We start from the raw sequence: 15,191 nt of genomic DNA on the forward strand, positions 1-15,191 counted from the left end.
ATTCAGCATAAAACGGCCAATGAGGGCACGTAAAAGTCACGGAATCCCTTGGTAGGAGGACGAAGCTGATAGCCAATCTTAGCCCAGGAGAACTTCTCCGTATAGGCGCTGTGCTGTCCTGATATTCAGTATACTCCTGGAAGAATATTGGTGTTTTACACTGAGGACCAAAGGGTTTGTGCAGGCAGTTTATACAGTAAGTTTATACAGGCAGTTTATGCAGGAAGCATCTTTCCCTGCGGATTATTTATGCTGTCAGCAGCATCTGTGGAATCGCTGATTCATTCCTGCCATGTCATTTAAAAAATTTGGGCACGTTCGTAAAGAGAATATGATAATCTCTGACTGTCACAAGAACAACAACGTTCTCTTTGACTAATTAGATTTAGTGATTAAGAAAGGATCAAAATGTCAAATCAAGGAATGCCCCCCCCCCGCTGATAATCAGATAAATCCCAATTTCCAGCCTTATCAACAGAATCAGCCGCCATTTCCTCAGCAAATTCCTCAAAGGAAACCAACAAGTGCTCTCGCTGTTAGCTCACTAGTTTTGGGAATTATCTCGATCATTCTTTCCTTTATCCCGTTTATTAATAATTTTGCTTTTCTTCTTGCTCTGGTCGGGCTGGCCTTATCAATAGCCGGATTAGTTGCTACCGGAAAAACAAAAAATGAAGCAGGAAAAGGTCTTGCGGTAGCCGGTGTTATTTTATGCGTTCTTTCCATCATCATTACATTGGTTATGCAGCAAGCAACCTCAAAAGCTATAGATACAGCGTTTTCAAACACTGCCTCGTCGTCACAAACCAGCACTGCAAAAAGCAAAGACCCTTCACCAAGCCAAAAATCTGATTCATCCAAGAATACTGAAGACAAGACATCCGAGGGTAAAGGAAACGTCGATGGTGACAGGTACACAGTAGAACTTGTTTCTTTGGTAAAATCAATTCCTGATTCTGACGGAAAACCGACCGTTCTTCTGACCTATAAAGTCATCAATAACATGAAAAAGAATTCAAACCCGTTAGATATTAATATTGAAGCTTTTCAAAATAAGAGGCAGCTGGATACAGCAATTTATTTTGATCAGCCCCAAGGCTATGATCCAGGTTCTTTTATGAAGACTATTCAACCAGGAGGGGTTCTTACTGTTACAATTGGTTATGTCCTTGAAGATGAAACATCTCCCGTTACTATTGAAGTAACGGGTACGGTAGATTTCAGTAAAAATCCTCAGAAAGTAACAAAGACTTACGAATTGACAAAATAATTACTCGAGGAGAGACTATCTTCTGAGAATTTTATAGGAATACCTTAGAATCAATATAGGGAATAATGGTCGGCTGTAAAAATATGTATACTATTGCTAGTGCGCAGCCGACCATTCAACCGCTAAATTTCTGCGAAAAAATCATCATTCTTTAAGGGAAAATCCTGGATTTCCTCATAATGAATTCCATTCTTATCAGTCCAGGGCGCAGTTTTCTCTGCGGCACATTCAGCGGCACATTCAGCGCTGAATAATTATTTTCTCTATATCCTTTCCGCGAAAGACTGCTCATACCTTCGTGACCCGCTGTATACGAATAAGTACAAATCGCAGGACCTAAAAATTCACTGCCCGGACTGACCAACTGGCCCATGAACCATGAAACTCTTACTCCACTAATCCCAAGTGCCTCAAGGCATTCATGACCCCATCCTGGTCAACGCTGGACGTCACATAATCAGCATGGGCCTTAACAAGATCACTGGCATTGCCCATAGCCACGCTTATTCCTGCAAAGTCAAGCATATCAATGTCGTTTTCCCCGTCACCAAACACCAGGCATCCCCTGCGATCCAAGCCCCAGGCATCCAGAAGAGCTGCAATCCCTTTGTCTTTGCCCCCATCAGCCGGAATGAAATCAGCAAAATCAGGATGCCAACGCAACGAACGAACGCCAGGCACAGCTTGAACTACCTCTTTTTCAATCTCAGGGGTCACGAACATGCTGAACTGATAAAGGTCATGATTTTTTAAACGGGAGAATGGATCATCATAAACAACATGTGGTGCCGTCTTGCCCAGATGGTCGTAAAGGTGGCGGACGGCGCTGCTCATCTGATTCAGATACCCATATTCGCGTTCAGAAAAATTTACACTAATATCTGGATTCACTGTCAGATAAGCTAGCAAGGCATCTACACTCTGCCGGCTCAGCGGTTCCTGATGGTAAATCGTCTGCTGGTCATACACAACCTGACCGGTCATACATACCACTGCATCAAAATCTATGTGTAGAGTGTCGCGAACTCCATCAAACTCATGTGGCGATCTCCCGGTGGCAATGGCAACCTTAATACCTTTGCTGCGGCAGTAAGCAATTGCATTCCTAGTTGACTGGGGAACATCGTTAGTTTGAAAACTCGTCAAAGTCCCATCAATATCAAAAAAGAGCGAATTTATGCGGGTTTGAACCGGTTCTCCTGTATTCTGGTTTTTTACGGTCGTGTCTTTTTCCATATTTTTATTTTAAACTGACACATCTATCCACAGAGCGGCAAATTTTTCTCTTATATAGTCTTGGAGTGACCCCTCCTGGTGGGTTTACCAAACTACCCTTCACCCAACTGCACATTCAAAAAAGTAAAACCGCAGAAAATAGCCATTCTTGATATTTATCTATGCAGTTGGGTGAAGGGTAGTTTGGTAGCCTTCATTAATTTCATTGAACTTGAGTGTTTAATAGTAGACAACAAAATGAATTCTCATAAAATGCTTAACATAAATTTGGTTTTACTTAAAAATATTTCAAAATGTAGTGTTATAGAACCATTTTCTCAACAAAACAGGAAAAGGGTAGCACAAAAAGGCAGCGCAAAAAACAACACGAAGTGCAGCACGAAAGGCTACACGACAGAATTTATGGATAAAATCTTACGCTGGATGTCCCTTTGTGCTCTTTATGCACAAACTGCAATATGCCCAGTTAAAATCTATGCGATATTCCGCAGATTATGCAATTATGCAGTCGGATAGGACCGCTCCCCTATACTGGTACTATGACCAACCGGAGTAAAACAGAGTCCGTTGAGTACATGCTCAATTCGCGGGGCAGTATCCCGGACAGACAGACGGCCAAGCAATCAGGCCGTTTTCCCCATCCAGCCTGGTGCACAATCTTCGCGGCCGGCCAGTATTACGATGAATTCCCTTATACTGACAAATCATCCCTGATTATTGCAGCAGACGGCGGGCTTGACTATGCTTCCTCTCTGGGCCTGACTCCTGATGTTTTCATTGGAGACAACGATTCCCAAATGGATCTAGCCTCCAGGAAGGAGCTGTCCGATCAGACAACGGTTATACCCCTGCCCGCACAGAAGGACGATACTGACCTGATGGCAGCAGCGAAATATGGGTGGAGTCAGGGAATTCGCCAATTTGATATTTATGGGGCCTTAGGTAAACAGATCGACCATACCTTGTCAAGCATAATGCTCCTGGCCCGGCTAGCACAGGCAGGAGGGATTGGATTCCTGCATGGAGATCATACGATCGTGACTGCGATCTGCAACGCCACCATGACTTTTCCTGAGGGATATGTAGCTCCCCGAAGGATGATTTCAATTTTTGCCCAGTCCGACACCTGTACTGACGTAACTATTAAAGGACTCGCTTATGAGCTCAGCCACGAAACGGTAACTAATCATAGTGATTTTGGGTCCCGCAATGAGTTTAGAAATAATACAGCATCCAGTATTCATGTAGGGTCTGGCACCCTGATTATCACCTATCCCAGTGAAGCCCCTTACCCTACCATTGTTACCAGGGTCAAGCCCTTGCCATCTTTGGGAGATCTGAGCAGGACGGTTTCCCAGCATTTGGCTGCGACTGACAAGGATTAGCAACGGGGGAAGGCAGGGGAAGACTGAAAGAAGACAAAGAACAAAGAGAAGACAGGGAAAAACTGACACGGTAAGGCTTTACAACTACATAGGCAAGACTAACGCAACCTTACAGGCTTCAACACCCTCAGATGAGTCGATGATGAGCAGAAGTCTTGCCATTAGTTAGTCGAGTATTACAGCTCAGCATCAGCATGTCTAGTATTGACTGGTTTAACAGTAACAACTAGTCCAGATACTGGAGGGGGTTATCAATAACCCGCCTTAATCCCAGTTCTGCCGCCCCTCTCAAGGCAGGATGGTCATTGACCGGGGGCTTCATAACAGTGACAGACATTCCCGAAGATCCCAAAACCTGATCAGCTACATCAACAGTCATTTCCTCCATAACGGAATCATCAATTCTAGACCAGAACCCGCCTACCATAGCCGTATCCACATCCACAACATTCATGGCCGAGGCAATAACCGAATTGAGAGCTCGGATAGCAAGTCGCATAGCTTTGCGAGCCTGAGGATCGCCCTGATGCCACCGATCCAGCAGCTCATCCAAAGCCTGAGGCTGAACCGCTGCCTGGCCCTGAGCAATACCAGCTGCTTCCACCAAAGCCCGGCGTCCTGCATACATTTCCACGCAGCCCCTACGCCCGCAGAGGCACACCGGTCCCTTGAAATTAACAGACACATGCCCCAACTCACCTGCAAACCCATGATTCCCGCGAGAAATCTGGCCTTGCCGAACATATGCACCGCCTATGCCTATATCAGTTGAAATATAAATAAATGAATTAGGATTCTGATAAGTTTCTGCCTCCATGTGGGTTGCATAGCCTGGAACCTGAGCTATTGCTGCCAGATTAGCTTCATTTGCTCCATACAACCTCAACTGGGAGACCAGTGGATAATTATTCAAATCGACCTGTTCCCACCCCAGATTTCGAGCCATAAGAAGATGATGACCATCTGCAACCAGACCAGGAAGGGCCAGGCCTCCGGGGACAATCCGGCAGTGGCGTCGTTTGAAGCGGGACAGGGTTGGCTGAATAAGTGTTTCCACCTTCCTACACGCTGTCTGAGGATCTATATTGACCATAGGGTGGCTTTCCCATTCTTGGGCTAGAACCTGACCGGTAAAGTCCAGGAGAAGAAAGCCATAACCGTCAGTATTGATTTGAGCCCCCAAGCCGGCCCAAGAAGCCGGGGCAAACCCCAGAGGGACTGATGGCCTGCCCATTTTTTTGACCGGGGATATCTTTCCCCGGGATATCTTTCCCGAAGAAGCTTCACCGGAAGAAATCTTTCCCGAAGAAATTTTGTCCGAAGAAACTCTCCTTACAGGAGTTTGCAAATCTTCCAGAAGTCGGTTTTTTTGCAGGATAGCTGTCTGCATGGAGATAGTGGCTTTGGTCAACCCTGTAATATCAGCCAGGTCTGCCCTACTCAATGGATTTTCCGAGCTGAGCAGGGCTTGCAAAACGACAGAAAGATTATGATTACGCAAACCCTCCTGGTTGATGCTGGGCAATGATTTCCCCTCCCTGTGCCGGCGATTGATACCTCTGCTTGCCGGCTGACCTGCTGTGCCTGCCTTCATAGAATCCCTCGATTGTATAGAACTGTTATTTATTCTTTCCTTATGATACTATGAGTTTGTTAGTTCAGTCGTTAAACAAAGTTGTTCCTGACAAACAGCAGGCGAAACTGAACAGATTTCGCTGAAACAGGCGAGAAAAACTGGAAAAAATTTATGCTAGATACAAGTTCAAACTCAGGCGCAGTCAGGGCTTAAATCAGGTGCAGTTAGGGGTCAAGCTCAACTGCAGGCAGGACACAAACATAAGTTCAGTCTTAGAGGCAGACTCAGCCAGGAACACCAGTATCAAGGAGGACATAGTGGACAGAGCGGACGCAATAAACGCAAAAAACGCGCGGAAGACAGAAAATGCTAAGAAGGCAGGCACCGCGAGGAAACGCGTTCTAGTTGCCGGGATAGACACGTCAACACAATCCTGCAAGGTCAGGGTAACCGATGCGGCTACCGGTCAGATGGTCCGATTTGGTCAGGCAAAGCATCCGGATGGAACAAGAGTCAATCCCGAGGCCTGGTGGCAGGCTTTCCAGGAGGCGGCTCAGCAGGCAGGAGGTCTTGCAGATATTTCTGCACTGTCGGTTGGTGGTCAACAACATGGGATGGTTCTGCTTGACGAGCAAGGGCAAGTAATCCGCGATGCCATGCTCTGGAATGATACTTCTTCCGCTCCCCAGGCACAGGCGCTGATTGACCGTCTGGGCCTGCCCGAACAGGGTCAGGGTTTGCTTGCAGAACATGAAGCGGAGTTCATCGATCCCAATGATGCTCAGCATGTTCGAGGAATTAAGCGCTGGGTGAAAGCTGTGGGCTCGTCTCTAGTAGCTTCTCTGACTATCACCAAGTTGGCCTGGGTAGCTCAGAACGAACCGGACAATGCATCCCGGATAGCTGCTGTTTGCCTGCCCCATGACTGGCTCAGCTGGAGGATAGGAGGCAACGGTCCGGTGAAGTCAGGCAGAGCAAATTTAGATGCCCTCTTTACAGATAGGTCAGATGCTTCAGGAACTGCCTACTTTAATTCGGCCAGTAATCAGTACCGCACTGACTTGATTGACCTTGCCTTGGGACGTCATGATATCCTCCTTCCCCGGGTACTAGGACCAACTCAGGTAGGGGCTGTTGCAGATCCAGCCATTGCCGGTTCAGATATTGAAGGAGACTGCCTGATTGGACCCGGCGGCGGCGACAACGCCATGGCTTCCTTGGGGTTAGGCATGAGCGTCGGGGACGTATCCGTCTCCCTGGGAACCTCAGGAGTAGCAGCTGCTGTCTCCCCCGCCCCTGCTTATGATATGACCGGAGCTGTCACAGGTTTTGCTGACTGCACTGGTCATTGGCTGCCTCTGGCTTGCACAATCAACGGTTCCCGCATTCTGGACGCTGGCCGCCGCGCACTGGGGGTGGATTATGACGGTCTAGCCCAACTAGCAGAAAAGGCCGAGCCCGGTGCCGGTGGAATAACCCTTATCCCCTATTTTGATGGCGAGCGCACCCCTAACAGACCGGATGCAAAGGCAAGCCTGAGGGGGATGACCTTGGCAAACACGAAGAAAGAGAACCTTGCCCGGGCATTCGTAGAGGGACTCCTGTGCTCGCAGAGGGATTGCCTGGAAATGGTCCGGGGCTTGGGAGCTCGCATCAATCGGATTCTCTTAATTGGTGGAGGAGCAAGGTCCCAAGCAGTGCGAGATTTGGCCCCCTGTGTTTTAGGGATGAATGTCCAGCTCCCCCAGCCTGATGAATATGTGGCGATTGGAGCTGCACGACAGGCAGCCTGGCTTCTGGAAGAAGGCAGGAATGCTGCAGATGCTGAAGAGGCTGCTAATCCAGGACAGGTTCCTCAGCACCAGGAACCACATTGGCCGGTGACGATTGAAAAGACTCTGACTGGCCAGAATCAGCCTCAAGTGTATCACCAGTATGTAGCTTACCGGGGATAGTTTTTCTTCCTGCCGCCCTCTTACTGAATCTCTATCTCTGATCCATTTTCTGCACATTCATTTTCTGTGCATTTTATTATGATGCTCCCTATTGTGATGCTCGCTTTATTTTATTATGGATGAGAAAAGTAACGAATTAAAAGTAAGCTTGTGAATAGTAAGCTTGTGAATATAAAGTAAGCTGGTGTGTCAAAAACATCATCAGAAATTTATGTGAGGACAACAATGCCGTATCAGGATACCAACCAGGAGACTATTGACAGGTGGATCAGCGAAGGATGGGAATGGGGACAGCCTATTTCTCACCATCAGTTTGAGGAAGCCGCCAAGGGGAACTGGGATATCGTGCTCACCCCCAACAAAAAAGTTCCTCACGAATGGATTGGCGATGTCGCCGGGGAAAAAGTTTTGGGCCTGGCTGCAGGGGGTGGCCAGCAAATGCCCATCCTGGCTGCTTTAGGGGCCGAGTGCACAGTCCTTGACTATTCAAAAAAGCAAATCGAATCTGATCAGTATGTAGCTGACCGTGAAGGGTATGCTATTGCTGCCCTGCGGGCAGACATGACTCAGCCTTTGCCTTTTGCAGATGAAAGTTTTGATCTGATTATTCACCCGGTATCCAACTGTTATGTCAAAGAGGTTATCCCTATCTTTGCGGAATGCTTCCGCATCTTAAAAAAGGGAGGAGCCCTGCTGTCCGGATTGGATACAGGCATTAACTACCTGTGCGATCAGGCAGAAGAAAGAATTATCAATTCACTCCCCTTTGACCCTCTTGCCAACCCCGACCAGCTGAAGCAGCTGCAGGAAGATGACGGCGGTATTCAGTTTTCCCACACCCTGGAAGAACAGATAGGAGGCCAGCTGAAAGCAGGTTTCCGTTTAACAGATCTTTATGAAGATACCAATGGCGAGGGGCGGCTCCATGAACTGCATATCCCTTCTTTTATAGGAACCCGGGCAGTAAAAGACTAAAATGCAGGAAGACGTCGGCTCCCTCCTGGTTGGTGAGACCGGGAAGGAGCCGATATTGTCTGAGCAGAAGCAGTGAGAAAGTGATGTAAAAACAGGTCAGTCTACGATGCCTCTTCCTTTCTGCTGGCCTTCCACAGCTTGAGGGCGCTAATCCCCGTATACAGAACCATGACCAGAATGCAGGCAAGCAGAAAGAGGTTAGCCAGCTGCAGAAAATTATGTTCCTGAACTGACTGAATACAATCCTGAACCATCCAGCCCAAGCAGGCCAGAGAAGTCAGAGTATAGAGGCGAAGCCTGAACTTGGTGTCTGTTTTGCCTGATGCCTGTGGTACCTCCGATGCCATTTTTTAACCAGCCTTTCTGACAGGAAGGAGCCTGTCTGCTCTCAGATGTGCTGAGCTACGTTCTCAGGCTTTCTGCTTTTTGCTGATCAGATCATAAGCCACGGCAGCAATAACAACCAGGCCTTTAATAGTCTTGACAATTGCTGCATCAGCACCCATAATTGACAGACCCTGATTAAGAACCCCCATAATCAGGGCACCAACAATAGCGCCGGGAATAGTACCTACACCGCCTGCCACGGCAGCTCCACCAATAAAGCAGGCGGCAATGGCATCCATCTCAAATTCCTGGCCGGTAGCAGCGGTTGCCGATGCCAATCGGGAAAGAGTCACAATGGAAGCAATGGCAGTGAGGAATCCCATGTTGAGGAAGATCTTAAAATCAACCAGCCTGGTATTAATTCCAGACAGCAAAGCAGCGTTCCGGTTGCCTCCCACGGCATAAATCTGGCGGCCAAAAACCATCCGGTTGAGAACAAACCAGTAGACCCCAATCAAAAGACCAATAATAACCAGGACAATAGGAATACCCCCCTGGGTATCATTGCCTGAGCTGGCCAGCAGATAGGTAAGGAACCCTATGACAGCCGAGCCCAGCAGGCACTTGATGATCGTCCAGGAGATTGGTTCAACAGTCAGCTTTGCCTTGATTGTTTTATTCCTCTTCCTTATCTGAACCCAGATCAAAAGAAGAATAAAAACGGCCCCGACTACCAGGGTGAGCCCGTCCAGGTCCCCCCAGAAACCGAAAATATTGGGCAGATAATCCTTGGCGATGGCCCTGAAAGGCTGAGAAGACAAGGGGATTGACTCTCCTGCTACCACCGTAGCCAGGCCGCGGAAAATCAGCATTCCACCCAGGGTAGTAACAAAGGCGGGAACTCCCACATAGGCTACCCAGAAGCCATGCCAGGCCCCAATAATCAGTCCCAGAGCAATCATAAGCATGATGGCCAGGAACCAATTCATATCCCAGTTCTTCATGGCAAAAGCACCAACACCGCCAATAAAGGCGACTACAGATCCTACTGACAGATCAATGTGAGTACCAATAATGACCATGAGCATACCAATAGCTGTAATGAGAACATAAGCATTCTGCTGGAAAAGGGCTACCACATTATTAGGGTTGAGCAGCCTATTGCCGGTAAGAATTTGGAATATGAGAATCACCACGACCAGGGCCAGATAGATGCCATAGGATCTCATATTCCCCAGGAGAATATCTTTAAGCGCTGCAGTTTTCACAGTGTCGCCCTCGGAGCCATCCTTCCTGCCATCATGCGGCTGAGCAGAGCTCACTTTCTGTGCTGAAGACATTAGTAAATCCTTTCATTCAAATTTGATATTGCCTCGTAAAAGAAGGTCCCACCCTTCTTTCGCTATGAGCCAGCTATGAACCAGCCGTCAGCTGGCAAAGGCATCTTCTTTGTTCATGGGAAGGGATGAGGTCATATACCGCATCAATTCCTCCTGATTCGTCTGACGGGCCGGCAGGCAGGCAGTAAGAACTCCCTGACTCATGGTGTAAATTCTGTCGCAAATTCCCAGGAGCTCTGGAAGCTCTGAGGAAATCACCATCACAGCGTTGCCCTCATCGGCCAGGGAATCAATAATTTCGTAGATATCATATTTGGCACCGACATCAATTCCCCTGGTGGGCTCATCCAGAATAAGCACCTGGGGATCTGCTGCCATCCACTTAGCCAGAACCACCTTCTGCTGATTACCTCCGGAAAGATTGCCAGCAGGCATTTCAATCGTTGGAGCCTTGGTCCTCAATTCCTTTCGGTATTTTTCAGCGAGCAGGGCCTCACGGCTGCGGTCGATAACCCCATGCCTGCTTAAATGCCCCAGGCTGGCCAAGGAGGTGTTCTCCCGAATGGTGGACAGGAGGTTCAGCCCATAGCGCTTGCGATCTTCGGTGGCATAGGCAATTCCCTTCTTAATGGCAGAGGTAACGGTTGGTAATTCGGTCTCCTTGCCGTTCAGGTAAATCTTTCCAGAAGCATTGACCCCGTATTGATGTCCAAAAATGCTCATGGCCATTTCCGTCCGCCCAGCCCCAATCAGGCCAGCCAAACCAACGATTTCGCCTGACCGAACATTGAAGCTTACGCCTTTGACTACCCGCCGGCCCGTATCGAGAGGATGGTAAACCTGCCAGTCTTCCACCCGCAAGACTTCCTTGCCAATATGAGGGTTATGCTCTGGGTATCGATTGGTCAGAGGCCGGCCCACCATATCCCTGATCAGAGCGTTCTGATCCAGGGGATGGTCAGCGTCAATGGTCATATGAGAGATTGTCGAACCATCGCGAATCACCTGAACAGAGTCAGCAGAAGAGGCGATTTCATTGAGTTTGTGGGAAATGATGATGGCGGTAATCCCCCGATTTTTTCTCAGATCGTCAATCAGCTTCAAAAGGTTGGCGGAATCCTCATCATTCAGAGCGGCTGTAGGTTCGTCCAGAATAAGCAGGCGCACATCCTTGGTCAGGGCTTTGGCAATCTCAACCAGCTGCTGTTTGCCTACCCCTATATTGGAGATAAGGGTATTAGGGTCTTCGTGCAAACCAACTGTCTTCATCACATCAGAAGCAATACGCCTCTGCTGGTTATCATTGACGGCTATGCCTGTGGTTATGGGATTTCCCAGAAAGATGTTATCGGCAATTGTCATATAGGGGACCAGGGCAAGCTCCTGGTGAATAATAACAATTCCCTCTTTTTCCGAATCACGAATGCTCTTAAAGCGGCATTCCTGACCGTTATAAATAATATCTCCCTCATAGGTTCCATAGGGATATACACCCGATAAGACATTCATCAAGGTAGATTTTCCAGCCCCGTTTTCACCGCAGACCGAAAAAATCTCCCCCCGCCGAACGGTAATATTCACATCGTTCAGGGCTGTGACCGGCCCAAAACGCTTAGTGATATGCCGCATGGTGAGAATAATGTCATCATCTTTCGCAGTATGTGTGTTAATAGCCATAATTGTCCCGCTTTCCGGCACTCCCTCACAGTCCAGCATCTTTGGCAGAAATGTAACCGGAATCGACTAATTCTTTCTTCAGATTGTTTTTATCCACCGAGACAGGTGTCAGAAGTTCTGACGGCACTTTCTTGGTATTGTTGTCAAAAGTTGAATTGGTCCTGGGCTTCTTTTTCTCTACCAGATCCTTGATAAGCTGGGCCGTCGTTTTAGCCAGAATACGAGTATCTTTGTAGACCGTCATAGACTGTTTACCCTCATGGATTGAGCGCACATTAGCCTTTTCGGCATCCTGACCGGTGATAATGGGATAATACTTCCAGCCGGCAGATTCTACAGCATTGACAGTCCCCAAGGCAATAGCATCATTAGGAGCCAAAACAGCATCCAGGTGGGTGCCATCATTGTAGTAGGAGTTGATTCTGTTCTCCATTTCTGCCTGGCCCTTCTGCCTATCCCAGTTGTCAATGCCAATGGACTGCCATTTGTCCACAGACTGAGGAACCTTGCCTGACTTGGACTTTAAAATCCCTGCCTTAAAATACTTCCCCAGTACAGACCAGGCTCCCTGATAATAATATTTTGCATTGTTGTCGGTGGGAGATCCGGACATGAGCTCAACATTGAAGGGGCCTTTCTTGCCTTCTTTCAGACCCAGTTTGTTGACAATGTATTCACCCTGCAGCTTGCCTACTTCAGTCAGAGAGAAAGTAGTATAATAATCTACCGCCTTGGTATTCATGATCAGGCGATCATAGGCAATAATCGTAGCCCCATTCTGCTGGGCTTGTTCTGCAGCAGTTCCGGTGGCATTGGAATCGATAGAGGCTATAACCAAATACTTGGCTCCCTGGTTGGCCATATTCTGAATCTGCGATGACTGCTGATCTGTTTTTCCGTCAGCGTACTGGAGAATGACCTTATAGCCATACCCCTCCAGCTGCTTTTTCAGGTTCGTTCCATCCAGCTTCCACCTTTCCAGCTGCTGCTCGGGCATGGAAATTCCCACAGTAATCTGGGAGGCATCACCACCAGATGATGCTCCCCTGGAGCGGGAGCTTCCGCAGGCTCCGAAAGCCACTACCATGGATAAGGCTGCTAAGGCTGTAATGCCTTTCATAAATTTTTTCATAAGAATCCCTTCCGCATTGATAGGTTCCTATTGGGTGACATCTATTTGTCACTCTGCCATCATAGCATTAGTTTAATGATTTAACAAACTCTCACAAGAGTAAAATGTCGGGAGGAAGAAAGATGGTTCTGCCTATCACAAGCAAAGAAAAAAGAGACACAAATACGGGAAGATGCTGCCTGAGTTACTGAAGATACTGCCTGAGTTCCTTCTATTCCCCTCCGGGAAGCAGAACATCCAGGGAGAAAATCCCATCAGCAGCGTTGATGGTGACTACTCCTTGATACTGGTGGGCAACCAGCTTAATGGACTGGACCCCAAAACCGTGGTAGCGCTCATCCCCTTTGCTGGTGCGCAGGGTTCGCCTGCCAAAGCCATCATGAGGATTGGTGTTGACCCGATCCACTAAAACAACCCGGTCATCCCCGTCCCGGTATGCCAATTCCCCCTGATAAGGATTATCGATATGAAAAATAACCATACCTTTGCTGGCCTTAACGGTCATATGGATGTACCGGAGAGATTTATCGGCAATCTTACTGACTGCTTCAATCGCGTTATCCAGGGCATTGCCAAAAAGGGAATAAATATCCTGAGGTTTCATGAAATTGAGTCTGGACCCGTCAATCATTCTCTCCAGCCTGATCCCTCTTTGCCCGCAAATTAAGGATTTATTGGTCAGAAGAACATCCAGGGCGTCATTGCCGGTACGGATGGTGGAATCATAAATGGTCACTAACTTATTCAAATCCTGGATTTCATCCTGAGAAATTTTCCCATTGAGCAGCTGGAGCTGCTTCTTTAAATCATGAGTTTTAATATTAATCAGGTCAATGGTTTCTTTATCGGCAGCCAGTCTGTTCTTCTGCTGATTCAGCAACTGCTGGAGAACAGCGCTTTCATGGATGGCAGCAAACCGATCCCCCATTTCTGCCAGCAATTCCAGCAGAAATCCGCAGGTAATCATGCGGGTAAGAACAAAGGCGATAAAGACAAGAGAGGGCTGACCGGTTCCTGAAGGATACCCATTATATAAACTGGCAAAAACAGTGACACAGAGGAAAACCCCCACAATCAGCAGAAGAATGCGAACGCTGATGCTGATATCGTCAAAAGCCTGAGCCTGAATCCGTTTGGCAAACATACCATAGACCAGAAAGAACATGGGAATGAGCATCAGGGGGTAAAAATAAGTCTCGGCAACTTGCACAGGAATGGCCGGACGAAGGGCAGAAGAAGTCAGATAGGTCAGGATTTGAGCCCCGCAGTAGATAAAATGCTGAGCCGTTACTCCAGCTACAAGAAAGAGGAGGGATTTGCGGAAGTCCAACCGCAGACAGAGTCGCAAAGTGATGTAAAAAGCTAGGTAGAAGGTGATGCAGCGGATCATGGCGGTCAGTGCATTGCTGGGTACACAAGCAGACCAGACCAGGGCTATGACGATCATTGTCAACAGGCAAAAGGCAAGTTTAAGGGCAAAGTTCCGCCGCCGTTTTACTTTCCAGACGAAGAGGGCTACAGACAACATGAGTTCAAAAACAAAACCGGTGGAATTGAGGAAAGAAATAAAGGAAACGAAAGGATCAACCAGCATAACCGCTCCCCAGAATCCTGGCAAAATCAGTCAGGAAAGACTTCCTATAAGCCCTGCCTACAGGAAGCTTCTGCCCAGTGGATAGAATCAGCTGGCTGCCCTCAATAGAATCTATATGGCGTGAATTCACTAAAAATTGACGACCGCAGCGCAGAAAGCCCAAAGAAGAAAGGGATTCCTCTGCCTCCTGCATGGATCCCAGAGAATTAATCGTCCGGTTCTCCAGATGGTAGCGCAGATCATGCCGGTGAACATCGATGTACACAATGTTGCGCACCAGCACTCTCTGGGCGTATCCGCGCTGGCTGATGACAATGCTGTGGGAACTGTCCTGACGGGTTTTTACTGCCCGATTCATCTTTCGTTCAAAATCAGCATAGGTAAAAGGTTTAACGATGTAATCCAAAGCATTGACCTCATAACCCTGAGAGGCATACTGGGCTAGGTTGGTCACAAAAATTAAGGCAACAGACTGATCAAGCTGACGCAGGTGACGGGCTGCTTCCAGTCCATTCATTCCCGGCATTTCTATATCCATAAAAACAATGTCATACCGGGCTTCATAGGGGTCCAGAAAAGCCCTGGGATCGGGAAAAGTTTCCAGGGAAAACTGAATACCATGCCCCTTCTCATACTCTTTCAGGCAGGCTTTCAGACGGTTGCTAGCTCCCTTGTCATCTTCAACAATGGCAACCGTCAACATCAAAAACTCCTTACAGTTTTC

General features: G+C 47.9%; 12 protein-coding genes. 4 read left to right on the forward strand and 8 right to left on the reverse strand.

Annotation, left to right across the window (positions count from 1 at the left end; genetic code table 11):
* The first annotated feature begins 388 nt into the window (after positions 1-388).
* Positions 389-1,270, forward strand: coding sequence for a DUF5067 domain-containing protein (locus tag SCIP_RS04330; protein WP_006293313.1), 882 nt, complete (start codon positions 389-391; stop codon positions 1,268-1,270).
* 387 nt (positions 1,271-1,657) lie between these two features.
* Here SCIP_RS04330 and SCIP_RS04335 read toward each other — a convergent pair whose 3' ends face one another.
* Positions 1,658-2,506 carry a Cof-type HAD-IIB family hydrolase gene (locus tag SCIP_RS04335; protein WP_006293314.1) on the reverse strand — a complete coding sequence of 283 codons (849 nt, stop codon included), beginning with the start codon at positions 2,504-2,506 and terminating at the stop codon, positions 1,658-1,660.
* A gap of 539 nt (positions 2,507-3,045) precedes the next feature.
* Here SCIP_RS04335 and SCIP_RS04345 point away from each other — a divergent pair.
* Positions 3,046-3,891 carry a thiamine diphosphokinase gene (locus SCIP_RS04345; RefSeq protein ID WP_115672837.1) on the forward strand — a complete coding sequence of 282 codons (846 nt, stop codon included), beginning with the start codon at positions 3,046-3,048 and terminating at the stop codon, positions 3,889-3,891.
* A 226-nt stretch (positions 3,892-4,117) separates the two neighbouring features.
* Here the strand turns inward: SCIP_RS04345 and SCIP_RS04350 are convergent, their stop codons facing one another.
* Positions 4,118-5,485: an ROK family transcriptional regulator gene (locus SCIP_RS04350; protein WP_006293317.1), complete on the reverse strand. Its 1,368-nt coding sequence runs from the start codon at positions 5,483-5,485 to the stop codon at positions 4,118-4,120.
* A gap of 395 nt (positions 5,486-5,880) precedes the next feature.
* Between SCIP_RS04350 and SCIP_RS04355 the strand changes: the two genes are divergently transcribed.
* Positions 5,881-7,422 (forward strand): xylulokinase, encoded by a 1,542-nt coding sequence (locus SCIP_RS04355; protein ID WP_040591170.1) that lies wholly within the window; start codon positions 5,881-5,883, stop codon positions 7,420-7,422.
* A 225-nt stretch (positions 7,423-7,647) separates the two neighbouring features.
* On the forward strand, positions 7,648-8,397 hold the full coding sequence (locus SCIP_RS04360; RefSeq protein WP_040590656.1) for a class I SAM-dependent methyltransferase: 750 nt from the start codon (positions 7,648-7,650) through the stop codon (positions 8,395-8,397).
* A gap of 101 nt (positions 8,398-8,498) precedes the next feature.
* Here SCIP_RS04360 and SCIP_RS04365 read toward each other — a convergent pair whose 3' ends face one another.
* The 6 genes from SCIP_RS04365 to SCIP_RS04390 all read right to left on the reverse strand — a co-directional run bounded on the left by SCIP_RS04365 (position 8,499) and on the right by SCIP_RS04390 (position 15,170).
* Positions 8,499-8,744 carry a hypothetical protein gene (locus tag SCIP_RS04365; protein ID WP_006293320.1) on the reverse strand — a complete coding sequence of 82 codons (246 nt, stop codon included), beginning with the start codon at positions 8,742-8,744 and terminating at the stop codon, positions 8,499-8,501.
* A gap of 63 nt (positions 8,745-8,807) precedes the next feature.
* Positions 8,808-10,064, reverse strand: a complete 1,257-nt coding sequence (mmsB, locus tag SCIP_RS04370) for a multiple monosaccharide ABC transporter permease (RefSeq protein ID WP_006293321.1) — start codon at positions 10,062-10,064, stop codon at positions 8,808-8,810.
* Between the two features lie 87 nt (positions 10,065-10,151).
* Positions 10,152-11,741 carry a sugar ABC transporter ATP-binding protein gene (locus tag SCIP_RS04375; protein ID WP_006293322.1) on the reverse strand — a complete coding sequence of 530 codons (1,590 nt, stop codon included), beginning with the start codon at positions 11,739-11,741 and terminating at the stop codon, positions 10,152-10,154.
* A gap of 25 nt (positions 11,742-11,766) precedes the next feature.
* Positions 11,767-12,873 carry a substrate-binding domain-containing protein gene (locus SCIP_RS04380; RefSeq protein WP_006293323.1) on the reverse strand — a complete coding sequence of 369 codons (1,107 nt, stop codon included), beginning with the start codon at positions 12,871-12,873 and terminating at the stop codon, positions 11,767-11,769.
* A gap of 211 nt (positions 12,874-13,084) precedes the next feature.
* Positions 13,085-14,467: an ATP-binding protein gene (locus tag SCIP_RS04385; RefSeq protein WP_040590658.1), complete on the reverse strand. Its 1,383-nt coding sequence runs from the start codon at positions 14,465-14,467 to the stop codon at positions 13,085-13,087.
* Entirely contained in the window at positions 14,457-15,170 is a 714-nt protein-coding gene (locus SCIP_RS04390; RefSeq protein WP_040590661.1) for a LytR/AlgR family response regulator transcription factor, read from the reverse strand. The genes SCIP_RS04385 and SCIP_RS04390 overlap by 11 nt, the downstream gene beginning before the upstream one ends.
* Positions 15,171-15,191: the final 21 nt, after the last annotated feature.

The organism is Scardovia inopinata JCM 12537, from assembly GCF_001042695.1.
GTDB classification, from domain to species: Bacteria; Actinomycetota; Actinomycetes; order Actinomycetales; family Bifidobacteriaceae; genus Scardovia; species Scardovia inopinata.